General features: G+C 55.3%; 18 protein-coding genes and 2 pseudogenes. 15 read left to right on the top strand and 5 right to left on the bottom strand.

Features of this window, described 5'->3' with window-relative positions:
- Window positions 1-18: 18 nt before the first annotated feature.
- The 6 genes from B7444_RS09440 to B7444_RS09415 all read left to right on the top strand — a co-directional run bounded on the left by B7444_RS09440 (window position 19) and on the right by B7444_RS09415 (window position 7,211).
- Entirely contained in the window at window positions 19-1,611 is a 1,593-nt protein-coding gene (locus B7444_RS09440) for an FGGY-family carbohydrate kinase (protein ID WP_007282183.1), read from the top strand.
- Window positions 1,608-3,317, top strand: coding sequence for a glycerol-3-phosphate dehydrogenase/oxidase (locus tag B7444_RS09435; RefSeq protein ID WP_007282182.1), 1,710 nt, complete (start codon window positions 1,608-1,610; stop codon window positions 3,315-3,317). The genes B7444_RS09440 and B7444_RS09435 overlap by 4 nt, the downstream gene beginning before the upstream one ends.
- 3 nt (window positions 3,318-3,320) lie before the next feature.
- On the top strand, window positions 3,321-4,304 hold the full coding sequence (locus B7444_RS09430) for a beta/alpha barrel domain-containing protein (protein WP_007282181.1): 984 nt from the start codon (window positions 3,321-3,323) through the stop codon (window positions 4,302-4,304).
- A 196-nt stretch (window positions 4,305-4,500) separates the two neighbouring features.
- Window positions 4,501-5,283, top strand: coding sequence for a triose-phosphate isomerase (locus tag B7444_RS09425; RefSeq protein WP_007282180.1), 783 nt, complete (start codon window positions 4,501-4,503; stop codon window positions 5,281-5,283).
- Complete coding sequence (locus B7444_RS09420; protein WP_007282179.1) at window positions 5,280-6,104, top strand: DeoR/GlpR family DNA-binding transcription regulator; 825 nt, start codon at window positions 5,280-5,282, stop codon at window positions 6,102-6,104. The genes B7444_RS09425 and B7444_RS09420 overlap by 4 nt, the downstream gene beginning before the upstream one ends.
- Before the next feature lie 168 nt (window positions 6,105-6,272).
- Window positions 6,273-7,211 carry a beta-propeller fold lactonase family protein gene (locus B7444_RS09415; protein ID WP_007282178.1) on the top strand — a complete coding sequence of 313 codons (939 nt, stop codon included), beginning with the start codon at window positions 6,273-6,275 and terminating at the stop codon, window positions 7,209-7,211.
- Window positions 7,212-7,256: 45 nt separating this feature from the next.
- Here B7444_RS09415 and B7444_RS09410 read toward each other — a convergent pair whose 3' ends face one another.
- Window positions 7,257-9,500 carry a TonB-dependent hemoglobin/transferrin/lactoferrin family receptor gene (locus B7444_RS09410; RefSeq protein ID WP_007282177.1) on the bottom strand — a complete coding sequence of 748 codons (2,244 nt, stop codon included), beginning with the start codon at window positions 9,498-9,500 and terminating at the stop codon, window positions 7,257-7,259.
- Between the two features lie 248 nt (window positions 9,501-9,748).
- On the opposite strand from B7444_RS09410, the gene B7444_RS09405 reads away from it, so the two are divergent.
- From B7444_RS09405 to glpK, 9 genes and pseudogenes are all read left to right on the top strand, one after another.
- The gene (locus B7444_RS09405) at window positions 9,749-10,372 is read left to right on the top strand and encodes a biliverdin-producing heme oxygenase (protein WP_007282176.1); all 624 of its coding nucleotides are present in this window, start codon (window positions 9,749-9,751) and stop codon (window positions 10,370-10,372) included.
- A 71-nt stretch (window positions 10,373-10,443) separates the two neighbouring features.
- Window positions 10,444-11,361, top strand: a complete 918-nt coding sequence (locus tag B7444_RS09400; RefSeq protein WP_007282175.1) for a heme/hemin ABC transporter substrate-binding protein — start codon at window positions 10,444-10,446, stop codon at window positions 11,359-11,361.
- A complete protein-coding gene (locus B7444_RS09395) occupies window positions 11,358-12,386 on the top strand; it encodes a FecCD family ABC transporter permease (protein WP_007282174.1) in 1,029 nt (342 codons plus the stop codon). The genes B7444_RS09400 and B7444_RS09395 overlap by 4 nt, the downstream gene beginning before the upstream one ends.
- A pseudogene (locus tag B7444_RS09390) lies at window positions 12,383-13,225 on the top strand (heme ABC transporter ATP-binding protein). The gene B7444_RS09395 and the pseudogene B7444_RS09390 overlap by 4 nt, the downstream one beginning before the upstream one ends.
- Window positions 13,210-13,524, top strand: a complete 315-nt coding sequence (locus B7444_RS09385; protein WP_035730102.1) for an antibiotic biosynthesis monooxygenase family protein — start codon at window positions 13,210-13,212, stop codon at window positions 13,522-13,524. Before B7444_RS09390 ends, B7444_RS09385 begins: the two are co-directional and overlap by 16 nt.
- A gap of 92 nt (window positions 13,525-13,616) precedes the next feature.
- Window positions 13,617-14,402, top strand: a pseudogene (locus B7444_RS09380) (DeoR/GlpR family DNA-binding transcription regulator).
- A gap of 119 nt (window positions 14,403-14,521) precedes the next feature.
- A complete protein-coding gene (gene glpD, locus B7444_RS09375) occupies window positions 14,522-16,102 on the top strand; it encodes a glycerol-3-phosphate dehydrogenase (RefSeq protein WP_007282170.1) in 1,581 nt (526 codons plus the stop codon).
- Window positions 16,103-16,139: 37 nt separating this feature from the next.
- Complete coding sequence (locus tag B7444_RS09370; RefSeq protein ID WP_007282169.1) at window positions 16,140-17,042, top strand: MIP/aquaporin family protein; 903 nt, start codon at window positions 16,140-16,142, stop codon at window positions 17,040-17,042.
- Window positions 17,043-17,067: 25 nt separating this feature from the next.
- Entirely contained in the window at window positions 17,068-18,618 is a 1,551-nt protein-coding gene (glpK, locus tag B7444_RS09365) for a glycerol kinase GlpK (protein WP_048855156.1), read from the top strand.
- An 88-nt stretch (window positions 18,619-18,706) separates the two neighbouring features.
- Here glpK and mqo read toward each other — a convergent pair whose 3' ends face one another.
- From mqo to metH, 4 genes are all read right to left on the bottom strand, one after another.
- Window positions 18,707-20,200 carry a malate dehydrogenase (quinone) gene (mqo, locus tag B7444_RS09360; RefSeq protein ID WP_007282167.1) on the bottom strand — a complete coding sequence of 498 codons (1,494 nt, stop codon included), beginning with the start codon at window positions 20,198-20,200 and terminating at the stop codon, window positions 18,707-18,709.
- Window positions 20,201-20,240: 40 nt separating this feature from the next.
- Window positions 20,241-21,659, bottom strand: coding sequence for an FAD-binding oxidoreductase (locus B7444_RS09355; protein WP_007282166.1), 1,419 nt, complete (start codon window positions 21,657-21,659; stop codon window positions 20,241-20,243).
- Window positions 21,660-21,799: 140 nt separating this feature from the next.
- Window positions 21,800-22,048: a hypothetical protein gene (locus B7444_RS09350; protein WP_007282164.1), complete on the bottom strand. Its 249-nt coding sequence runs from the start codon at window positions 22,046-22,048 to the stop codon at window positions 21,800-21,802.
- Between the two features lie 20 nt (window positions 22,049-22,068).
- Complete coding sequence (metH, locus tag B7444_RS09345; protein WP_007282163.1) at window positions 22,069-25,575, bottom strand: methionine synthase; 3,507 nt, start codon at window positions 25,573-25,575, stop codon at window positions 22,069-22,071.
- Window positions 25,576-25,591 lie beyond the last annotated feature (16 nt).

Genomic DNA, 25,591 nt, shown 5'->3' with positions numbered 1-25,591 from the left:
GCGTTCGGAGGGCCAGTAATGCGCCAGGATTTCACAATCGGGATCGACTGCGGTTCCACTACGACGAAGGCTGTTGTCTTTTCGGGAACGGGAGAAATCTTAGGGTTGGGCCGTCGGCGGGTTCCACAGCATATGGATGAGCCGAAACACGTCGAACGTGACATGCATGAAGCATGGCAGGCTGTCGTTGAGGCTGTCAGGGATGCGGTGGAGACGTCCGGCGTGGATCCCCGAACGATTGCTGGTGTGGGCGTGACGGCACATGGAGATGGGCTTTTTGTTCTTGACCGCTCAAGTAAACCCTTGGGGCGTGGGATCATGTCGCTCGACAGCCGTGCGACGGAATTGCACGAAGAGTGGAAGCAGGCGGGGCGCCTTGAGAAGATCGTTCCGATTGCGGGGCAGCGGCCTTATCCCTATTCGGCCAATACGCTTCTCGCATGGATGAAGCGTCACGAGCCGGAACGATATGGCGCGATAGGCACGGTCTTTTTTGCCAAGGACTGGATCCGGCTGTGCCTGACCGGAGAAATTGCCACGGATCTGACGGAAGCCAGTACGTCGTTCACCGATCTGTACATGCAGGACTATAACACTAGCATTCTTGATATTCTGGACATCAGGGAGATCAGGAACGCACTTCCACAGATACGTCTTTCCTGCGACCGGGGTGGTGCGATCACGCGTGAGGCCGCGGTTGCGACAGGACTTCTGGAAGGAACGCCTGTTTCGGTGGGGCTGCATGATGTGACGGCTGCGGCTGTGGGGTTGGGTTACACCCAGCCCGGTGACCTCTCCATTACGGCCGGGACCTTCTCTATCAACGAAATTTTCCGGAGCCGCCCGGTCATTGGGGATGGGTGGTCCTGTCGTGCCGGATACCGGCGCGGATTGTGGAATTGCATGGCAATTTCGCCTGCTTCTTCCAGTAATCTCGAATGGCTGGCGCGCCTGCTTTTGCCGGAAGAAAAGGAGGCCGCCCAGATTTTGATGCGGGAAGTCGAAGCCCGGCTTGATCGTTCACGTGCGGAGCGTCCGGTTCCACTCTATCACCCCTTCCTGTTCGGGTCCCCCTACGAAGCACCGGCCAGTGCGTCTCTTTTTGGCGTGCAGTCCTGGCATGATCGTGCTGACCTGTTTCAGGCCATGATTGAAGGGACGATCTTCAATCATCGAGAGCATGTCGAAACTCTTCGTCTAACGGGAGCTGTTCGTCGTCTTGGGGTTTCGGGAGGAGGGAGTGGTCAACCCTCAATCGCTCAGATGTTTGCCGATATTCTCAACATGCCGGTGGAAATTTCCGGGGTTCGGGAAGCCGGAGCGCTGGGCGCGGCCCTGACGGCCAGTGTGGCCGTTGGTCTTCATGACAGTCTCGAAGACGCTGTTGCGGCGCAGGATATTCCCATGACTGTCTATCAGCCTGAACCTGTCCGAACCCGCGTCTATGAGGGCATTTACCAGCGTTATGTTGCGCTTACTCAGGCCATGAAGCCGTTCTGGTCAGGTCTGTATGAGGGGGCGGCGGAGCGGTCGGCCCAAGAGACGACTGACCAGATGCCGGTATCGAATTTTCTTGTCGCAGCTGAAAAGACGCAGGAGATCAGGCCATGAAATCCGTTTCCGTTGTTTCGGACAACGCTGAATTTGATGTTGTCATTATTGGCGCGGGCATCAATGGCGCAGGGTTGTTCCGCGAACTGGCTTTACAGGGCGTCAAAACGCTCATTCTGGATCGGAGCGACATCTGCACGGGTGCATCCTGCGCGCCCTCCCGTCTGATTCATGGTGGCATCAAGTACATGGAAACAGGTGAGTTCAAGCTTGTGGCGCAGTCCACGCTTGAGCGTAATCTGCTTCTCAGAAATGCGCCGCATGTGGTGCGTCCATTACCGACGGTCCTACCAATCCGCACATGGTTTGGAGGCATTGTTCCGTCTTTCCGCCGCTTCCTGAAGCTTGGGGGCAAAATGACGGACCGGGGCGCGCTTGTTCTGGAAGTCGGTCTGCAGATCTACGATTTCCTCGGACGTCGGGCCAGGGTCATGCCGCGGCATTCGCTGTTCCTGAACGGTCGTACGCGTCGCGAATGGCCGCATATGGCTAGGGATGTTGTAGCGACAGCTCAGTATTATGATGCCGCCATCACACAGCCTGAGCGGCTTGGTTATGAATGTGTGCAGGATGCGCTTGAAACAGCGCCGAATTGTAAAGCGCTGACATATACCGTACCTGTTTCATTGCAGAATGGTCAGCTTGTGCTGCGTGATGTTCTGACGGATGAAGCGCGTATTGTGAAGGCCCGTGTGATCGTCAATGCGGGCGGCGCATGGATTGATCAGATCAATGCGATTCTTGGCTTCCCGACAAAGTATATTGGAGGCACCAAGGGTTCCCATCTGCTTCTGAAGCATGATGATCTGCTTCGGGAATTAAAGGGACGGATGGTTTATTTTGGTACTCCCGACGGGCGTATCTGTCTTGCTTATCCCTTCTTTGGCCAGGTGCTCGTGGGGTCCACGGACCTGCGGATTGACGATCCGGACAAAGCTGTCTGCACGGATGAGGAGCAGCATTACATGCTCCGCATGCTGGCGGATTTGTTCCCCGGTTTCCATATTGCCAAGGAACAGGTTGTTTACCGTTATAGTGGTGTGCGACCTCTGCCAGCGACGAACGCGGCGGACCCCGGTGCTATCAGCCGGGATCACATCACCCACGAAGACAATCTCGCAGGAACGCCTTTGCTGTCCCTCGTAGGAGGTAAGTGGACGACGTTCCGGGGACTTGGTGAAGAGGTGGCTGATCGCATTCTGAATGTGCTGGGTTACCCCAGAAGCACGTCCACGAAAGAGCTGCCTATTGGTGGCGGCCGTAGTTTCCCGTCTGTGGAACAGCATACCGCCTATCTGGACAAGCTGGCCATCTCCTGCGGGATACCGCGCCCGCGGGCTGCGGACCTTCTGGATCGATATGGTACGCTTGCGCGGAAAATTGCGGCGTTCTGTCAGGAAGAAGCGGATGCGCCCCTGCGAACATTGCCGTCGTACACGCGTCGTGAGCTGGCGTTTATTGCCAGAAATGAACTTGTCCGCCGACTGTCGGACGTTCTGTACCGGCGGACACCTATTGCATTGAGCGGACACATGACACCGGACGTGGTGCAGGAGGTTGCTCGTGTCGTTGGGGAAGAGCTTGGCTGGAGCGAGCAGGATATTGCTCGTGAAGCTCAGGCTGCCTGGCAGGAAGGGCGTGAACGCCACAATCTTCCGGGTGAATTCCTTCTTTCGTCTGAACCCAAGGAAATTCTGAAGGCTTGAGCCATGAACCGTTACGAAGAAAAAATTGCACGCATGGTGGCTGGCAAGGACACGCGCTACGATTTCATCCTGGCAGACGCCAAGGATTCAGATATGGCTGCCGGGATCAGTGCCATGGGACGCCGCCGGAACCCGCGGCCGGGGCAGTCTGACTTTCGGACCAGACCGGAATATCTGTCTGAGATCCAGTCCATCATCGGTCAGGATATTGTGGACATCATGCTGACGTCCGCTTCCATTCTGGAAGACCTTCTGGAGCGGGACGCATTCGACGGAACAAAAGTACAGACGGCCATTCGCGCGAACGATACGACCGATCTCTGGCGTGGTCGGGGAAGTTCTTATCGGTCCCAGAAATCTATGCCATTTCGCTCGGCGTCCCTTGAGCGCGCCCAGACGGGCCTTGGTCTGTATTCAATGACGTTTAACGGCGATGTTGAGCAGGATACGCTGGCTCTGGAAGACTTTGCCCGCTTCCGTGAGGAAGCGCAGATCCACCGGTTCTCGTATTTTCTGGAAGTTTTCAATCCTAACGAAAGCCGGATCGCGCCTAACGATTACGGCGTATTCCTTAATGATATGATCACCCGATCTCTTGCAGGTCTCAAAAAGGAAGAGAAGCCTGTTTTCCTCAAGGTGCCGTTCAATGGGGGAGATGCTCTGAGTGAACTCTGCCATTATGACCCGACGGTCATTGTCGGGATCATGGGCGGCGGCAGCGGAACAACACGCGACTGCCTTGAATTGGTGCATCAGGCTCAGAGCCGCGGTGCACGCGCCGCGCTCTTTGGACGCAAGATCGTCGATGCTGATGATCCATTGCTTCTGATCGAAGCCATGCGTCGTGTGACGGATGGTGATCTGTCGCCCAATGAGGCAACGCATTTCTATCATGATGGGCTGAGCCGAAAGGGCATTAAAATGCTGCGTCCGGCCGAATCTGATAGTCTGGTGACGGAAAGCGTTCTGCTGGAACAGGCCGCCTGATCTTGAAAAGATCTTTATATTCCAACTTCTTCGCGTCTATCTGGGTATTATCCATAGTGATTAGGCGCGGAGAGTTGACTGGAAAATATCATTCGTTTTGAAACTTCCTTTGTTTTGGGTGTTAGAATTTAGCGTTAAAGCTTTCCTATGTTGAGCGATAAAGAATAGGCAATTGCTCTCTTCTGTGTGGAGATGAATGGTGACACGCAAGACAGTCTGGATCGGCACGAACTGGAAAATGAACAAAGGGCCGGCAGAGGCTCTTGCAGCGGCCGAGGCTCTGAAGAGTTATCACCCGCCAGAGGGGGTGAAGCCCTTCGTCATCATACCCTTCACCTCTCTTCAGGCCGTTGCAGGCGTTCTGAAAACTTCCGACGTTGTGGTCGGTGCACAGAACATGCATTGGGAAGAGAGTGGCTCCTGGACGGGTGAAATTTCACCAGAAATGGTCAAGGAATGTGGCGCTGATATTGTGCTGATTGGTCATTCCGAGCGCCGCCAGCATTTTGCTGAAACGGACTGGACCGTGAGTCGCAAGATGGCCGCAGCAATGCGTCACGGTCTGCGTCCACTCCTTTGCATTGGGGAAAGCCTTGAAGAGTATGATTATGGCGTGACAGATGAAACGCTGGCACGGCAGCTCAAGATCGCCCTGCATGATGTTGCAGTAGAAGATCTGCCTGACATTCTTGTTGCCTATGAACCTGTCTGGGCAATCGGTGCAGGGGGGCGTGCTGCCGATACGGACTGTGTCGCACGTGTTCATACCGGCCTGCGTCGGGTTCTGAACGAAATTGCAGGTGCGGAGATCGGCGCGCGCGTGCCGCTGCTTTATGGTGGCAGCGTTACACAGGACAACGCGCGCAGCTATGTTGAACAGCCCAATGTGGACGGAGTGTTCGTGGGGCGCGCTGGCTGGAATGTTCCTGATTTCGAAAAGCTGATTGACCGTATCATTGAAGAAAGGGCACCAGCATGATTCCCGATTTTCTTCCCGGAAGCCATGGGCTTTCAACGCGCCGACAGGCCGTACTGGATTATGTGACCGAACAGGGCTGCGTCCTGATTCAGGACCTGCTTTCGCATTTCGTCATGACGCGGGCTGCCATGAACCGAGATCTGCATGCGCTAGCCACACAGGGGCTTATTCGAAAGGTCGGCGAGAGTGTTACGACACTGTCCAATGCTGTTGCTGCCAGCAGTATTACGCACAGGGCTCGCCAGGCCGTTCAGGAAAAGCTTGGAATTACCGCCATTGCTGCAGGTTTGATTGAAGAGGGCGATACTATTGCACTTGATGACTCCACGACGTCCCGGTTTTTGTCTGAACGCCTGAGTTCAATCGGGGAACTCACGGTGGTAACAAACAGTCTTGGGATCAGCACCAAGGTTGGGCGTTCAAGGGATATCAGCCTGATTGCACTGGGTGGACATTATAATCCGACCTTCGATGCATTTCTGGGAGTCCTGTGCGAGCGGAGTGTCACGTCTCTGCGGATCAACACGCTGTTCATGTCCACATCTGCCATTCACGGGCTTTCAGCTTACCATCAGGACGAAGATCTGATTAAAGCAAAAAGTGCGTTGATGAACATGGCAGACCGGCGAATTCTAATGGTGGATAGTCGCAAATTTGGCATTAGCGCACTCAACCATCTCGCCAATCTATCAGATTTCGATACCGTAATAACTGACTCCGGGCTTCCGGATGAAGTTGCTGATCGTATGGTCAGGGCTGGTATTAATCTCCGTATTGCAGAAATGCAGCCTATGGAAACTCCTGTCGTGGCTGTGGCCTGATATTTATCAGAGATAAGAGTAAGATTTCTGAAAATCGAAAGTCACGAAATTGCTGTCAGAGCTGGTTTTTTCGTGATTTTCAAAGAAGAAAAAACACAAAACTGAACGTCCAATAGCTCGTTTTCATTCAGAGAATACTTCTGAAAAACGAGCCAAAGGATAGCCCTTATGATCAGTGCACGCGGCAACGGGCTTATTGCGGTCGATAAAAAAGCTGCTCAGGTTCTTTTCCTTGATCCTGATACACTGGAGACGCTGGATCATATTACGGGAATGCCGGTTCTGCCTCATGAACTGGCAATTGATCATAAACGCGGACTGGCATTTATACCTGCATTCGGAAATGGCGTGCATGGCGATAATCCCAACCCAAACCATTTCGTTACCGTAATCGACTTAATGGCCAGAAAGCGTATTGCCGATATTGACCTGACACCTCTGGAAGCGCCGCACACTCTACGCTTTGGGCCTGATGGTTTGTTGTATGTCTGTTGTGAAAACAGTTCCGCGCTCGCGGTGATCAACCCGGAAACCAAACGCGTCACGGCGGTTCTGCCTACATATTCCTGCAATTCCCATAGGCTGACCATTCTTCCCCGCCGCAAGCTTATCGTGACGGAGAATGAAGAAGACGCAACTTTATCTGTTATCCGGATTGGCGATGATACCGTCAGGCGGACAATTATTCTTCCCGTATCTGTCGCTGGGATCGAGCATTTGCCGGACGAAAAATTCATCGTGGTGACAAACGCTTTCAAGCCGTCTCTGTTTCTGATGGACGTGGATGCAGGGGAGTTGCGGCAGGAGATCGTACTCAAGCATCATCGCAAAGCCGCACAGATCGTGCGTCTTAGCCCCGACGAACAGTGGCTTCTGGTGATTGGCGATTCTGAGTCTGTCGTGACCTTGATCAGTCTGCCGCAGTGGGATCAGTACCCCGTTGCAGTCGGGAACAAGCCGATGGATGCAGCTTTCAGGCCTGACGGAACGACCGTGATCGTAGCGAATGAAGATGATGGCACGTTGACCGAAATCGACCTTGTGACCCGGAAACCTGTGAGGACGGTTAAAGCTGGATCAGGCTGTGAGACGCTCGGTTTTTTCTGAATGGCTGGTAGAGTGTACGGGCCATTCAGAAAAGTGGTGAGTCATTTAAAAGTTGATGAGGGTCGTGACTTTGAAGCTGCGACCAGGCTGTGAGTAATAGGATTTTGGAACGCTGATGCTGTCCGGAATATCCAGCGCATTATAATAACGCTTGTTGAACATGTTATACATACCGGCCTGAACGCGCAGGTTCGGGAAGAATTTTGGCGAGTACCAACCTGTCAGATCAAAGATCGCGTAACCTGGCGTCTTGTTGGCATTGGACGCCATGTTTTCGACCTTGTTACGCGCAGCGGCAAAGGTCATTGAGAAGTTCGCGCCCCAATGCTCCCGGTTATAGGCAACGCCTACAATGCCACGAAATGGTGCTACGGAATTCAGGTGAACATTCTCATCCGTGTCGCGTCCATCTGAATACGCGAGGGAGGTCCAGACCTGCCAGTAATTTGCAAATGTCCAGTTGGCGCGGGCCTCTACGCCGTAGATACGAACATGCTGACGATTGACATATTCAAAGACACCGAACGGATAATAGCCGCCAATGCCTGCGGCGGCGGCCGTCGTGGTGATGGTGTCGATGAAGTTGTGATAGTAATTGTCAAAGAATGAAATCGTAGCGCCCCGCTTAGTATCTCCATATCGGGCACCGACCTCCCAGCCTCGACTGGATTCAGGTCTCAGATTTTGATTACCAATCGAAACATAACTTCCTGTGCCACCATATGTCAGATACATTTCGGTTGCGGAAGGTGCGCGGAAAGCTTCGGAGTACTGCCCATACAGTGTGAGATTCTTCAGAACACGGGCTTCGACAAGAACTTTTGGCGAATAATGGGAGCCACTGGCATCGTTAGGTGTTCCGGTATAGGCGGCATTATTTGCATATGTCGCTGTATATTGCGGGCTGCGCTTGTAATAATCGAAGCGGAAGCCTGGTGTGATGTGAAGCCACTCCATTTTTCCGACCCCAATGCGGTCCTGCACAATCGCACCCAGGTCTGTGCCATGAACATCTGGCATATCTGACTGGTTAACATGCAAGAATCTACATGCGTAGAGAGTTGCAGTGCAGTTATCCAATCCGCCTGCGTACTGACTGGTATCGGTGATGTAGGCTTCGCCCCCTAATGTAATGACGTGATGGAGGGGGCCAGTAAAGACGTTTGAAGTGACTGATCCGCTCGTACCGTAAGACTGAACGGCAAGATTACTGTTCCGATCATACTCGCCGAGCGGGGCTGTAAGGCGATTGGCGGCTGTATCGGTAATCATATTGACCTTCTGCCAGTAGGCAATGAGATGGGCCTCACTGATGAGTGCAGAAGGGCGTTCCGCCTTGTAGTCGTAGCTGCCGGAGACGCGAGAGCGTTTACTTTCTTCAAGCGTGTGATAGCGGCTGTATGTGGAACTGATGCTGCTCAACGTATTTTCGTTATAGTTGCGGTCGAAAACTTCTCCTGTCAGGCCAAAACGATGGCCACCTTCGACATACTGGTGAATTTTTCCGAGGAAATTACCCTGTGTGTAAGAGGCAGGATCCTTGTCAGAACGCGTCGTGCCTACGCCACCGGTGCCGCCTCTGTTTCCGGTCTGGCTTCCGGTCTGATAGCCGCCCTGAACAAGGATCATTGTGTTGTGGTAACGCCCTGCGAGAGCCTGATTGAGGTATCCGCTTTCGCTGGACCCATCATAGGTCAGTTTTGTCAGTCCGCCGAAAACCTTGTTACCCGTCAGGATATCTTCCGGGTCCAGAGTTTTAAGGGAGACGACACCTCCAAGGGCACCCGTTCCGAAAAAACCGGAATTTGCGTTTTTGACAATATCGATCGATCCGAGCGAGTTGAAATCGTAGGATGATACGCCACCACCCACGCCGCGGGCGCCGTCATTGGCCCAGATTGTCCGAATACCGTCGATCGTGGTCAGGATGCGGTTCTGATCCAATCCACGCATGTTAATGCTCAGATTGTTGTTGTTGTAATTTATCCCGGCATCCACGCGCCGGGCATAATCTGCAATGCTGTCGATCATGCGGGACTGGAGTGTTTTCAGTGTCACTGTCGTCGTCATGACACGGGGCTTTCCGACAGCGCTATAGTCTGCGTCCGGGTCAACCTTCATGGAATTAATGACATCTGCCGAAGCCTGTCCGCGCACATGGAGAGGGCGGAGCTTTACCGTGGGGGCACTGGCTGCCGTGGTTGGAGTTTCGTCAGGTGATGCTGGTGTTTGAGCCTTTGCGGCAGGGAAGGCTGAAAGCCCCCAGGCCAGGGCAGATGTTGCCAGCATTGTCTGATGCCTGTGGCGGGTCAGAGCCGATATATGTCGAATCATTTTCAGCCTCTAAATGAGAATTGTTCTCATTAAATCGACCAGACTTTTCGCTGCGTCAATCTAGTTGATATTGATTCTCATTTTCATTGAGGTGAGAAAGCAAATCTGCCACATAGACAGTGAGCCGGCTCTTCAAATCTGATGGGGGAGTCTTGGTTTTTGAAAAGTTGTGTTTCTTGGAAAACAGGAGGGAAAGCCTAGCCATGTGCGCCTTTTTTGCGGAAAATACGCTATCATTCGCGCTGCGTGAAAAGACAAAAGCCATTCATGACCGGACGGATCATCGGATCATGTCCATGGGGCTGTTCTCAAGTCTGAACGGTTACAGAATGTTCCTTCTGTCACAGTATATTTTTCATCGTGACATAACGAAAATTTACGAAGACGAAACATTACTTCGCATTCTTCCCGATTTGAAATCACGTAACCGGTTTGCGTGCATAGAAGCCGATATGCGTGATCTTTGTCTGCCGCCCCCTCCAGCCAGTAGCGGAGATGTGATCCCATTCAACCCTTCGGTTGCAGTCGGTTGGCTCTATGTTGCGGAAGGGTCGAAGCTCGGCGCCAATATTCTGTCTCGCATGTCACTGGCGCTGGGTTTGACGGAGAGTTTCGGGGCTCGGCATCTCGCTCCGGCGCCAGAGGGGCGGGGTCAATCATGGAAAGTGTTCAAAGCGGCGATTGATGGGGCCGAATTTGACCAAAACATGTGTGTGGCTGCCGGAGATGAAGCTTTTACAAGGTTCGTCACGTGTCTGGATCTGGCTCAGAAGCTGATGGAAGACGATACCATCAACGGAGCTGTAAAAGGTCGTGCTATGCTTTAAGTGAGAATGAATGTCATTTTCATTATATGGTCTCTGGCGCATGATTTGTTTGGGGATGAGGGAGAACAGGCATGATGCATAGTCGTAGCCTTGATCGTCGAGGCTTTGTCGCTCTGCTTGTGGGAGGAGCGCTTTTCCCTACGGCCGTGCAGGCGCAGACCAGTCTGATAACAGATTGTCGTGGGCGGTCCGTTTCAGTGGGAAGTGCATCCCGTATCGCCTGTATCGGAGGTACCATTACGGAAACGCTTTACCGGTTGGGGGTAGCGAACAAAATTGTTGCCGTTGATACAACATCGACCTGGCCGGAGGAGGCACTTAAAGACAAGAAATCTCTCGGTTATATGCGCGCCATTTCCTCAGAAGGCGTTCTGTCCGTTCGGCCGGACCTCATTCTGGCCATGAATGCGTCAGGCCCGGCGGATGCGATGGATCAGCTTGTTGCGTCCGGTATTCTGATTGTTTTCGTAGACTCCACTTCGTCGCCAGACGCTATTCTGGAGCGCACCAGATTTTTGGCCAGAGCGGTAGGGCGGGAAGAGGCCGGAGAAGAGATGTGCCGGGATATCCAGAGCCATTTCAATGTGCTGAAACAGTGGCGCGCGGATCATTCTGGCACTCCCAGAGTTCTGTTTGTCATGCGGATGACCAATAACCGCCCTCTTGTTGCTGGTCAGGGCACTGCGGCTGATGCCGTGATCCGTCTGGCGGGGGGCATCAACGTTGGAGCTGATCTGCAGGGCTACAAGCTGCTCAATACGGAATCTCTCGTAACGCTTCGTCCGGATATTATTTTGACCATGAGTCAGGGCGGAGCAGAAATCCGCCAGGCTTTGCTGAACGATCCGGGTTTCAGCATGACGCCGGCAGGCCGGAAGAAAGCGATCGTGGAAATGGAAGGCGAGCGACTTCTGGGCTTTGGGCCACGCACACCAGAAGCTGCGCTTGATCTGGCGCATATGATGGCCAATGCAGGAAAACCGGTATGATCGACGTGCGGCGGCACGTAAAACTTTGGCTTCTGTCTCTTCTCCCGGTACTGGCGCTGGTGATGCTGGGTGCTCTGGACGTTGGTGCAAGCGGTATCGGAATTGCTTCACTGCTACATGGATCTGAGGATGCTGGCAGATCCTTGTCCTGGATGGTGATGGCCCATATCCGTGCGCCTCGGGTTGTCCTTTCCGTGATGGCGGGCGCAGCTCTTGGAACCGCAGGAGCGATCATGCAGGGGCTGTTCCGGAACCCGTTGGCTGATCCAGGTTTGATTGGTGTTTCTTCCGGAGCGGCTCTCGCGGCGGCTTGCGTGATTGTGCTGGGCGTCGATATGGCGCAGCCCGGGCTTCTCAATGGCTGGGCCGTACCTGTTGCCGGAATGGCAGGAAGTTTTCTGGTCACGATCCTGCTGTACGTGTTTGCAACGCGAGCAGGAATTACTTCCGTCACGACAGTTCTGCTGGCGGGCGTTGCTTTCGGGGCTTTTTCGGGAGCATTGACGGGAATCCTCATTTTCCGTGCCAATGATACGGCGTTACGGGACCTGACATTCTGGACGCTGGGGAGCTTCTCTGGCGCAAACTGGGAGCGGATTGCGCTTCTTACGCCTTTTCTGCTCATCTCTGGAATTATCGCTACGCGTATTGCCGCACCATTAAATGCAATGCTGTTGGGTGAAGCGGATGCGGCATTGATGGGGTATCCTGTTGAACGCACCAAGCGGCTGGCCATGCTGGCTGTCGCGGCGTCAGTCGGGCCGGTTGTCGCGTTTGTGGGAGCTATCGGTTTTATTGGTGTTGTCGTGCCTCATCTGGTGCGACTGGTAACAGGGCCGGACCATCGCTTTGTCCTGCCGGGAAGTGCTCTGCTTGGAGCTATCCTTCTGACTGCTGCGGATACGGTGTCCCGCATTATTGCCGCTCCTGCGGAACTGCCGGTCGGGATTGTGACGGCAGCTTTGGGAACACCTGTCTTTGTCTGGCTTCTCAGCCGTATTCATGGAGCGGATATTCCATCATGACGCTTGAAATCCGGAATGTTTCCGCCGCCGTGAATGGGCGAAGCCTTGTGCGGAATCTTGATCTGTCCCTGGCGGCAGGAGAGACGGTCGCCATCATCGGGCCGAATGGAGCAGGTAAAAGCACGTTGCTGAAACTGGCCTGAGGGTTGATGCCTCTGCAACAGGGCTCTGTCAGCCTTGGGGGAGAGAGCATCAGTCTTCTCTCAAGTGGCGAACTTGCAAAGCGCCGGGCATTGTTGCCGCAGGAATGTCCCATGCGGGCAAGGTTTACGGCTCTGGAGCTTGTTCTGATGGGAACAGCCATTTCAGGACAGTCCCGGTCTGCTTCGGAAAGGGCTGCTGCCGCGCAGGCTGCGCTGGAGCATGTCGGGCTTTCTGCTTTTGCCGCCCGCGATGTCATGACCTTGTCAGGCGGGGAGCGGCAGCGTGTTCATCTGGCTCGTGTGCTTGCCCAGCTTGAGATTGCTGCCCAGGATAACGCGCCGGGATTTTTGCTGCTCGATGAACCGCTGTCAGCGCAGGATATGGCTCGGCAGCGACTTGTTCTTCAGATTGCGGGAGCCCATGCGAGACGAGGGGGCGGAGTGTTGCTTGTCCTGCATGATCTGAACTGGGCCGCCGCCTGTGCTGATCGGGTTGTTGTCATGCACAACGGGGAGATTCAGGCGCAGGGTACGCCTCAGGAGATCATGACCTCCGAACTGCTGAATAACGTTTTCGGAATTCCGGACGGCTGCATTCATTATCATGACAGTTCCGGCCGACCCTATGTTGTCCCTCATGATCTCGTCATGTCGGGCAGAGCATCGAACAAGGAGACATCATGTATATTGCAATGAATCGCTTCAAGGTCCGCCCGGACAGCGAAGAGGCTTTCCGCCAGCGCTGGCTGGAGCGCGAAGTTCTGCTCAAGACAGTACCGGGCTTTGTCAGCTTCCAGTTCCTCCAGGGGCCCAACCGGGAGGATCATATTCTTTATGCGTCCCATACTGTTTGGGAGTCCTATGACGCTTTTGTTGGATGGACACAGTCGGAGCAGTTCCGTGCCGCTCATGCTGGTGCAGGGCAGGGCAAGGTGCTGACAGTCGGACCGCCAGTGTTCGAGGGGTTTCAGGTTCTTCAGAACATTGAAGTCTGACATGCGATGGGCGAACAGAAACGAAAGTTCCTGATTGCGCGTTTTTGTTCGGATTGTCACACTGACCTGAAAATCATTTCAGGTCAGTGTGCATGAGCAATCTCTCTCTTCGGATCAATCCTCGCCAGGAGCAGATCATTCGGCTGGTTCGCAGTCAGGGATATGTCTCTAATGAAGACTTGGCCTAGCAGTTCGATGTAGCGGTCCAGACCATCCGCAGAGATATCGGTTTCCTGGCGGAGCAGGGGCTTCTGATCCGGCATCATGGAGGGGCCACGCCGAACTCCACGATTGAAAATATTGCCTATAATGAGCGCCAGATCCTCAACCTGAAGGCGAAGGACGCGATTGGACGATGCGCGGCAGCACTTATACCGGATCGCTCGTCTCTCTTTATCAATATCGGCACGACGACCGAGGCTTTTGCTCGCTCTCTGGGTGGCCATCGTGATCTTCGGATTGTCACCAACAACCTGCATGTTGCGTCTCTGATCTCCGGCCGGCCCGATTTTCGCACTGTGATTGCTGCCGGTGAACTCCGTCCCAAGGATGGAGCAATTCTTGGGGCAGCAGCTATTGAGACGCTCGACTCTTTCCGGACGGAGTATGGCGTGATTGGTATCAGTGGCATCGCTGAGGATGGAACACTTCTGGATTTCGATCTCACCGAAATTCAGTGTGCCCGTACGATTATTCGCAATTCCAAGCGTGTTCTTCTTCTCGCCGATCATACCAAATTCAGTCGGCAGCCTATGGGATGTGTGGGAGGACTGGCCGATATTGATGATCTGATCACGGATCGGCCGGTTTCCGCTGAGTTCAAAGCCCTTCTGGATGCAGAAAACGTCACGCTCCACATCGCTCAAACATCACAGTAGAAAGAGAAAAAACAACACTAATATGTTATAAAACGAAGAACGCTCTTTACTTTATCGTTCAATATGCGCGAAAACGAACATCAGATGCTCGTTTTGGAGCGTGGTGACAGGAGAGTGTTATGTCATCGATTCGTGAAGTTTCGCCTTTGAACCGGGAAAGCGCGCCTTATGACGTGCTTGTCGTCGGTGGGGGCATTAACGGCTGTGGTATCGCACGTGATGCCGCAGGCCGGGGCGCTAGTGTTCTGCTTGTCGAGCAGGATGATCTGGCCAGCCATACCTCTTCTGCCAGCACGAAGTTGATCCATGGCGGTCTTCGGTATCTGGAATATTATGAGTTCCGGCTGGTCCGTGAGGCGCTGATTGAGCGTGAGCGATTGCTGAAAATCGCACCGCACATCATCTGGCCGATGCGGTTCGTTCTGCCGCATTCCAAGATGCTTCGCCCCGCATGGCTGCTGCGAACGGGCTTGTTTCTGTACGATCACCTCTGCACGACCATGACACTGCCGAAGACGCGTGCGGTTAACCTGCGTACTGATGTAACAGGTCGGCCGCTCAAGAGCGAATATGTCCGTGGCTTCGAGTATTCCGATGGATGGGTGCAGGACAGCCGTCTTGTCGTGATGAATGCCATGGATGCTGCGCGTCTTGGGGCTTCGATCAACACACGTACGCAGTTGATCCATGCAGAGCGTGGATCAAAGCTCTGGACGACTACGCTTCTTGACCGCACAAGTGGCGAGACACGCACCGTTCAGGCCAAGATCATCATTAATGCTGCTGGTCCATGGGTCGCAGAACTGCTGCAGGATCGTGTTGGCGTTGCCAGCAAGAACAAGGTGCGTCTGGTCAAGGGTAGTCACATCGTTGTGCCTCGACTGTTCGAGAGCAAGCAGGCTTACATCCTTCAGAACCCTGACAAGCGGATCGTGTTTGCCATCCCGTATGAGCAGGACTTCACGCTGATCGGCACGACGGACGTGCCGTGGGAGCAGGATCCCGGCAAAGTCGAGATTTCGAAGGACGAGATCCAGTATCTCTGCGAGAGCGTGAACCGCTATTTCCAGAAGTCCGTCAGCCCGGATGATGTGGTCTGGACGTATGCTGGCGTTCGTCCTTTATATGACGATAATTCCGGCAATGCGTCTGCTGTGACCCGTGACTATGTGCTGGATGTTGATGCCTCTGGTGCGCCAATCCTGTCTGTCTTTGGCGGCAAGATTACGACGTTCCGCAAGCTGGCAGAGCATGCACTTGAGAAACTCGTGACGTACCTGCTGGTACTGGGCGGCCCGTCCTGGACGGCAGAGACACCGCTGCCAGGTGGTGATTTTGCGTCGGCCGAGTTCGATCGTCAGGTCGCAAAACTTCAGGCTTATGCGCCTCATCTCACGCCGAAAACAGCGTGGCGTCTGGTTCGGAATTACGGTCTGCGAGCGTTTGATATTGCGACGGCTGCCGAGGCCGAAATGGGGCAGTGGTTTGGTGCGACGCTAAGTGCCCGTGAAGTCGATTATCTGATCGACAACGAATGGGCCCGCTCCGCCGAAGATATTCTGTGGCGCCGGTCCAAGCTTGGTCTGTTCATGACCGATGCGGAGAAGGCGTCTCTCCAGACTTATATCGAGGAACGTGGCGGGGCAGGTCGTCCGGCGCATTCCGAAACATCCCAGACCTGGCGGCAGGACGTCGCCTGATCTTCTTCTCTTCAATTCTCATGTCGGATATCCGGTCATGTCAGAGAATAAACGCTACTTTGGTGAACTCCTTGCTGAGTTCTTTGCCGTCGCCATCATCATCCTCTTCGGAGATGGTGTGGCCGCCATGTACTCACTTTACGATCCCAGTCCGTACAAGACGGCGTACTGGGGTGTCTGTATCGTCTGGGGACTGTCCGTCACGGTTGCGATTTACGCCACCGGCGCGGTTAGTGGGACGCACGCCAATCCGGCGGTGACGCTCTCACTCGCGCTCTTCCGTGGATTTTCATGGAAGAAAGTTGTGCCCTATATGGGGGCTCAGGTGCTGGGAGGTCTGGCTGGTGCGGCGCTGGTGTATTCGCTCTATGTGCCGGTTATTGATCACTACAATGCGGCTCATGGCCTGACGCGTGCTCTTGATGGTGGCTCTGCCGGCGTGTTCTTCACGCATCCGGGCGATTTCATCACCGTATCTCATGCGTTCTGGGATGAGGCTGTTCTGACCGGTATTCTGGTGTTCGGTATTTTCGCCGTGACCTGCCAGTATAACACGCAGGCACCACAGGCGAATTCCGGAGCATTGATTATCGGCCTGCTGGTGGCAATCATTGGCGCTTCTGCCGGTTATCTTGAAGCATGGGCCATCAACCCGGCTCGTGACTTCGGGCCGCGTCTGTTCTGCTTCTTTGCAGGATGGGGGCAGGCTGCCATTCCGGCGCCGTCCAACTACTGGTGGGTGCCGATTGCGGCTCCGATGGTGGGTGGCCCGATCGGTGCTGCAATCTATCAGTATGGGGTCCGCCCTTACATGCCACGGGTTTCTGTCATGGCAACTGAGCGCTCATCTGAAGCGCTAAACACAGCAGAACCTGTTCTTGTTGTCTCGAACCCTTCCGTGCCTGCTTCAACAGGCCCCGTCATCGACAAGGTTTCTTGATCTGTCCGTTTCCGGAGTAAGTACCATGACACAGAAAGACTGCATCCTGGCGATTGATCAGGGCACCACGTCAACCCGCAGCATTGTTTTTGATCGCAATGCAAAGGCTCTGTCGATTTCCCGCAGCGAATTCCCTCAGCATTATCCTGAACTGGGCTGGGTGGAGCATGACGTCGAAGATATCTGGGAAGATGTTCTCGAAACGGCACAGGAAGCCGTATCGCTGGCGGGTGGCATCGGTCGTATCGCTGCGATCGGGATCACGAACCAGCGCGAGACTGTGGTGATCTGGGATCGCAAGACAGGCAAGCCCATTCATAACGCTCTGGTCTGGCAGGATCGCCGGACGGCCAATGAATGCAACCGTCTGCGGGAGCAGGGGGCAGAAGAGATCATTCGGGACAAGACCGGTCTCCTGCTGGACCCCTATTTTTCAGCCAGCAAAATCGCCTGGACGCTCGATCATGTTCCCGGTGCCCGTGAGCGTGCAGAAGCCGGAGAACTGGCTGCCGGAACGATTGACAGTTTCCTCCTGTGGCGTCTGACGGGTGGCAAGAAACATGCCACAGACATCACGAATGCCTGTCGCACGTCCCTGTTCAACATTCATACCCTCCAGTGGGACGATGAACTGTTGAGCCTGTTCAATGTGCCTCGTGCGCTTCTTCCAGAGGTTCAGGACAACAGCGGCGAGTTCGGCCGAACGGATCCCGAACTGTTCGGTGAGTCTGTTATCATTGGTGGTATGGCTGGCGATCAGCATGCCGCGCTCATCGGTCAGGCCTGTTTTGAAGAGGGCATGGCCAAGGCAACCTACGGTACGGGCTGCTTTATGCTCCTCAACACCGGGGAAAAACCGATCCAGTCCAATAACCGTCTTCTGACGACGATTGGTTATCGCATTGGCAACAAGACGACCTATGCACTTGAAGGCTCCATTTTCGTAGCCGGCGCTGGCATCAAGTGGCTGCGCGATGGTCTGCATCTCATCACGCATGCCTCCCAGACCCACGACATGGCAACGCGCATTCCTGACAGCCATGGCGTGTACATGGTTCCGGCCTTCGTTGGCCTCGGTGCGCCTCACTGGGACCCGGAAGCCCGTGGCATGATCTGCGGCCTGACGCTGGGTTCAACGCAGGCTCATATTGCCCGTGCGATGCTGGAATCCGTCGCTTACCAGACGTATGACCTTGTTCATGCCATGCGTCAGGATGGCGCCATGCGGGCCAAGACGTTGCGTATTGACGGCGGCATGGCTGCCAATGACTGGTTCGCCCAGTTCCTGGCCAGCATGCTCAAGGCGGACGTCGAGCGCCCGGTCAATGTCGAAACCACGGCGATTGGTGCGGCCTTTCTGGCCGGGTTGCATGTTGGTCTGTGGAAAAGTCTTGATGAGGTCGCGGCCACCTGGGAGCAGGAGCGCCTGTTCTCACCCAAGATGGACCCGGCACAGCGTCGCATCATGATCGATGGTTGGCACGATGCCGTTCAACGTACGCTGACGCCACATGCGGCCAGTGCTGTTGCAGCACGTTCGCCAGCGCAGAAGGTTAGTACAGTTCAGGCAGCCTGACCGCTCTCCAGGTCTGTCTGATATGGCCGGTTAGTTCGTCGGGGGACGATAACCGGCCTTTTTATTGAGAGTTGGATGCCTCGAGGCCTCAGTTTTCGATCTGTAGGATCCGAGCTGTTTCCTGACGAAGATTACGGCAGAGTTCCGGAGTGGTCTTCAGATCTACACCATAAGCCGGGAAGATCTCTTTAAGGCGAGGCAGCCACCCGTTCGCAGTTACGTTCTGTGGAAAGCATTTTTCCACGACCTGCAATGCTACTGATGCAGCAATGGATGCGCCCGGTGACGCGCCAAGAACGGCAGCGAGAGACTGGTCTGAACTGCGCACCAACTCTGTTCCGAAGCGCAGGACACCATGCAGGCCGTTATCGGGCTTGATGATCTGGACGCGTTGTCCGGCCACGATTTTCGTCCACTGGTTCTCGTTGGCGAGTGGGTAGAAGTTGAGAAGGGAGCGGAAGCGTTTGTGATCGCTCTGTGTGACTTCCCGGACCAGGTAGTTCACCAGAGACAGATTATCCTTGGCCGCGGTGACAGCAGGAATGATGTTGCCGCCATTCAGGGAGCGGAAATAGTCCATCCGTGAGCCGGTCTTGAGAAATTTTGTCGAAAACCCTGCATAAGGCCCGAAAAGCAGGCAGGATTTTCTGTCGATCACGCGGGTATCAAGGTGAGGGACGGACATGGGAGGCGAGCCAACCGGCGCTTTCCCGTAAACTTTCGCATGATGGCGTTGGGTGATGGCCGGGTCAGTACACTGCAGCCACAGCCCACTGACTGGGAAGCCTGCGTAGCGGCGCGCTTCCGGGATGCCGGATTTCTGAAGCAGTGGCAGGGCAGCCCCGCCAGCGCCGACAAAAACAAAGCGCGTCAGAACAGAGCGTTTTACACCCGTTTGCGTATTCACCGCCGTAACGCGCCAGCGACCATCTGTTGTTTTGACGAGATCCGTGACGCGATGGCGATAAAAGCTGTGGAAGCCGTTTTCTTTTTCCAGGCTGGAAAAAAGGCTGCATGTCAGTGCGCCGAAATCGACATCTGTTCCGCTTCGGATCCGTGTGGCCGCTACCGGGACGGAGGGATCGCGTCCTTCCATCGCCAGTGGAGCCCAGTCTGCAATGACATCGGGATCTTCGCTGTATTCCATCCCGTCAAAACAGTGATGGCTTGCCATAGCGTCATATCGGGCCTTGAGGAATGCAACATCTTCCTTACCCCAGACCAGACTGACGTGCGGGCAGGCATGGATGAAGGAGTTCGCATCGGCAATACGTCCGCTGCGAACCCAGTGAGACCAGAGCTGCCGGGAAATATCGAATTCCGTATTGACTGCCAGAGCCTTGGAGATGTCCACGCTGCCGTCCGGGCGTCGGGGCGTGTAATTCAGCTCACAGTTGCCTGCATGACCTGTGCCGGCATTATTCCAGGCTTTGGAGCTTTCCTGTCCGCACTGTTCCAGTGTTTCGAACATCGTGATGGACAGTTCGGGAGACAGTTCTTTCAGCAGTGCGGCAAACGTCGCACTCATGACACCGCCCCCGATCAGGACGACATCAGGGAATGTGGCGGAAGCTGAAGACATTGCGGGCAGGGTCCGTAAAAGCAGAATAGAAGAGGGGCCCTTATCCTCTATAAACGGGGCCCTTGGGAAGCAATTTGCCCGGATTGAGAATGTGATGGGGGTCCATTGTGGTCTTCAGCGCCCGCATGACGCTCAGGGCGCCTTCTCCATGTTCCGTCGCCAGAAACTCCAGTTTCCCCATGCCGACCCCGTGTTCACCGCTACAGGAGCCATCAAGGGCCAGGGCGCGACCAACAATCTTCCGGTCCAGGTCGAGGGCGCGCTCATATCCTTCCGGTGTGTGTTCCGTGATGATGAGTGTGTGAAAGTTACCGTCTCCGACATGGCCGAGAAGGGGAGCTTTCAGGCCGGATTCCGCAATATCCTGCGAGACGCCTTCGATCAGTTCCCCGAGACGGGAAATCGGGACGATGCAGTCCGTTGAAATAACGCGGGCGGTTGGCTCAATCGCCTTGGCTGCCCAGAAAGCGTCATGCCGGGCTTTCCAGAGGCGCGCGCGGTCTTCAGCGCTCTCGGCCCAGGCAAATCCCAGTCCATTGTTGGCGAGTGCCAGTTCTTCCGTAGCAGTGACCTGTTCCTGTACGGCAGCAGGCGCGCCCGCAAATTCAAAGAATAAGGTCGTAAGAGGGCGGAAGCCTTCGAGCTTTGAAAAGCGGATCGAGGCATCCATCTGCACACTGTCCATCAGTTCAACGCGATTGATGGGGATGCCGCACTGGATGATTTCCATGGCCGTCTGGATAGCGTCATGCAGGTTTTCGAACTGGCAGACGGCGGCAGATAGCGTATCGGGGCGGCCGTGAAGGCGAAGCTGGACTTCGGTAATGATGCCCAGTGTGCCCTCTGAGCCGACGAAAAGCGATGTCAGATCATAGCCCGTTGAGGATTTGCGGACGCGGCCCCCTGTGCGGATGATTTCGCCCGTTGCCAGTACGACGGTCAGACCAAGGACATTCTCTTTCATCGTTCCATAGCGCACGGCTGCCGTACCGGAGGCTCGGGTTGCGCACATGCCGCCAAGCGTGGCCTCGCCGCCGGGGTCAACCGGGAAGAACAGGCCAGTATCCCGGATCTGGGTATTGAGAGACTGCCGTGTCAGGCCAGCCTGAACGCGGCAATCCAGATCCGCGGCGTTTAATTCCACGATGGCCGTCATGCGAGACAGGTCGAGGCTGATGGCGTGCTCCGGTGGTGTGACGTGCCCTTCAACGGATGTGCCTGCACCAAAAGCCACTACGGGAACACGGGCAATGTGGCATTCTTTCAACACGGCCGAGACGTCCTCGGAGTTGTCCGCAAAAATGACTGCAGCCGGAAGGCGGGCAGCATCCATGGCCTCACCGTGGCTGTGTTCCTCCAGAACGGAAGACGCTGTGCTGATCTGGTTCTCCAGCCTCGGGCGAAGGCGGGACAGAACAGTTTGAAGGCGTTCTTCGGCAGATGGGGAGAGAACCGTCATGGAATATCCAGAATGAAAAATGCGTAATTTTGTATTATTATTATAAATTTAATACGTGGAAAGACAATCTCTCTCTCTGCCAGCTCCGCAGGAGAGCAAAAAAAACGCCCCATGACGGGGCGTTTTGAAGGAGGAGGGAACTAGCCGTTTCTGCGACGGTCCAAAAACAGGAGCAACAGATAAGGCAGGAAGAAATATAGTGCCATCACGACCATCAGTGGCTTGAGAAGCCAGCCCATATCGGCGTGAAGAACGGAGCGGCTGAACATGTTGGCGAGCCCGAGAAGACACGTCACGCAGAAGAGCCCGAAGAAGTTTGCGAAGAAACCACGCTCACCATTGATTTGCCGAAGCTGGGTCAAAAGCCCGTCGATTTGCTGGGATGCCATGAGCGTGGGTCTCCGTTGGATCAGACTGTGAAGTATTTGGCGCGCGGGTTCAGAATGACCAGAGCGGACGTCGACTGCTCCGGGTGAAGCTGGAACCCGTCAGACAGGGAAATACCGATCCGTTCTGCATCCAGAAGACGCAGGATGGGTTCCTGATCTTCAAGGCGCGGGCAGGCCGGATAACCGAAGGAATATCGTGATCCCCGATAGGACTGGGAGAGCATTTTCTCCATGTCGCGGTCGTCTTCCGCAGCAAAGCCGAGTTCGGCACGGATGCGCTTGTGTGTGTATTCGGCCATGGCTTCCGCCATTTCGACCGACAGGCCGTGCAGGTACAGATAGTCCTGATAACGGTTGGCCTCAAACCATTCACGCGCCAGATCAGATGCCTTCTGGCCGACCGTCACGACCTGAAGGCCAACGACATCGCGCTGTTCATCGTTGATGTCCCGCACGAAGTCGGCAATGCACTCGCCGTCCTCTTTGGGCTGGCGGGGAAGGGTAAAGCGGGTGGCTTCTGTTTTTCCGTCCTCTTCGAACAGGATCAGATCGTTCCCGTCTCCTGCGGCTTTCCAGTAGCCGTAGATGGCCTGCGGGCGGAGAATGTTCTGTTCCGCATTCAGAGCCAGCATGCGCTTCAGGACGGGCCGGAGTTCCGTCTTCGCGTAGTCCATGAATTCTTCAAGGGTACGGCCCTGTTTCCGGAAGCCCCACTGGAACTGATAAAGCGAGCGCTCATTCAGGAACGGCAGAACGGCGTTGGGCGTGGCTTCCACCTGGCGGGCGCCCCAGAACGGTGGCTCAAGCGGAGGAAGCTCGCCTGCAACGCGGTTCCGGCGCTCGCGGGCCGCAGCCGGATCTACGGCACCGAAGCCGCGTGTCTCTGCTGTTTCTGGTGCGCGGGCGTTTTTGCGGCTGGCCTTGCCAGCACGGCGCGTCTGGATGGCCCCCAGATAGCTGTCAAATTCCTTCTGGGAAATCTTGTCCATGAGAGAGAGGCCATCGAACGCATCACGCGCATAGGCCACGCGACCGGGCTCTTCGCCGCCATAAGAGAGGGCGCATTCTTCCTCGACGTAATTTCGCGTCAGGGCGGCGCCCCCCAGGATGACGGGAACATCAAAGCCCTGACGTCTCATCTCTTCCAGGTTCTCGCGCATGATGACCGTGGATTTGACCAGCAGCCCGGACATGCCGATGGCATCGGCCCTGTGCTCCTTAACCGCCGTGATCATGTCCGCGAGGGGAACCTTGATGCCCAGATTAATGACCTGGTAGCCATTATTGGTCAGGATGATATCGACAAGGTTTTTACCGATGTCGTGAACGTCGCCCTTCACGGTCGCCAGAACCATTGTACCACGATGCTGGCCCTCGACACGCTCCATATGCGGTTCGAGCCATGCAACGGCGGTTTTCATGGTCTCGGCGGATTGCAGCACGAACGGCAGCTGCATTTTGCCTGAACCAAACAGTTCACCAACAACCTTCATGCCATCCAGAAGCACGTTGTTGATGATGTCCAGCGCGGGCATTTCCTGCATTGTGGCTTCGAGATCTTCCTCAATGCCCTTGCGGTCACCATCGACGATCCGGTCCTTGAGGCGCTCAGCCGGGGTTTCTGCGCGGCGCTTTTTGACAGCATCGGCAGCCTTACGTCCGGCGAACAGTTCAAGGAGTTTCTGGAGCGGATCGTAGTCCTCGGTCCGGCGATCGAAGATCAGGTCCTCCGCGACCTTGACTTCTTCAGGCGCAATCAGATGCAGCGGACGGATCTTGGAGACATGGACAATAGCGCCTGTCATGCCTGCCTTGACGGCATGGTCAAGGAAGACAGAGTTCAGGACTGCACGGGCGGCCGGATTCAGACCAAAGGAAATGTTGGAAAGACCAAGGATGATCTGGATGTCCGGGAATTTGTCCCGGATCATGCGGATACCTTCAAGCGTCCACTGACCCAGCTTCCGATCGTCTTCCACACCAGTGGCGATCGTGAAGGTGAGGGGGTCGATCATTAGGTCAGACTGGGGTAGCCCATACTGATTGCAGGCGAAATCGACGAGGCGTTCAGCGATGCGCAGCTTGTCCTGCGGCTCCTTCGCCATACCAACTTCATCAATCGTCAGGGCGATCATGGCAGCGCCGAACTTTCGGGCCAGCTTCATGCGGTCGTGCGCGTGCTCTTCTCCATCTTCGAAATTGATGGAGTTGATGATCGGCTTGCCACCATGCAGCTTCAAGGCAGCTTCGATAACGGGCGTTTCCGTTGAATCAATCACCAGTGGCGCATTCACTGAGGACGTGAAACGCGTGATGATTTCGCTCATTTCCGCGGTTTCGTTGCGTCCTACGAAGGCTGTGCAGATGTCGAGCGCGTTGGAACCCTCGGCAGCCTGTTCGCGGCCTACGGCAACGCAGCCATCCCAGTCACCGCTCTCTTGCAGTTCGCGCCATTTCTTTGAACCGTTGGCGTTGCAACGTTCGCCGATGGAGAAATAGCTGTTTTCCTGCCGCAGTGGCGTTTGGGTGTAGAGGCTGGAAACGGACGGCATCCAGATCGTGCTACGCTTGACGGGCGCAGGACGATATTTGTCGCCACCTACACGACGCAGCATGCCATCCAGGGCCTGAATATGCGGCGTGGATGTTCCACAGCAGCCGCCGATCAGGTTCAACCCGTCTTCACGGACAAAACGCTCCATCCAGACAGCCATTTCAGCGGGGCTGAGCGGATAGACCGTCTTGCCATCCACCAGTTCCGGCAGACCGGCATTGGGCTGCATGGAGATCAGGCCCGGCCAGTTTTCAGATAGCCAGCGCACATGCTCGGCCATTTCCTGCGGACCGGTTGCGCAGTTCAGACCGAGCGACGGAACATCAAGTGCATTAACGGTTGTCGCGGCAGCAGCAATATCCGGCCCGACAAGAAGGGTACCGGTCGTCTCAACCGTAACCTGCACGAAAATCGGTGCGTCCGATCCAAGTTCGATCCGGGCGATCTTTGCAGCGTTCACCGCAGCCTTGATCTGGAGCGTGTCCTGACAGGTTTCGATCAGAAAGCCATCCACGCCACCGTCAATCAGACCGCGGCATTGCTCAACCAGACCAGCTTCAAGCGTGTCGTAGTCGATGTTGCCTAGCGTTGGGAGCTTCGTGCCCGGCCCGATGGACCCCATGACGTAACGGTGTCGGTTGTCTGCAAACGTGTCTGCGGCCTCACGGGCAAGGGTCGCGGCGACACGATTGATCTCACGGGCGCGATCCTGAAGACCGAACTCGGCAAGTGTGATGATGGAGCCGCCGAACGTGTTGGTCTCCACCATGTCTGCGCCGGCTTCAAAATAGCCGCGATGAATTTCACGGACCAGTTCCGGGCGGGAAAGGTTCAGGATTTCCGTGCAGTTTTCCTGTCCCCAGTAGTCTTTTTCAACTTCCAGATCGAGCATCTGTACACGCGATCCCATACCACCATCACAGAGCAGAACCTGGTCTGACAGGGCATCAAGAAGATGGGGACGTGAGGACATTGAGGCGCTCTTCAGG

The organism is Gluconobacter thailandicus F149-1 = NBRC 100600 (assembly GCF_000964465.1).
Taxonomy (GTDB): domain Bacteria; phylum Pseudomonadota; class Alphaproteobacteria; order Acetobacterales; family Acetobacteraceae; genus Gluconobacter; species Gluconobacter thailandicus.
Note: the sequence above shows the minus strand (reverse complement) of the source record. Positions and strands in the feature narration are given on the sequence as shown.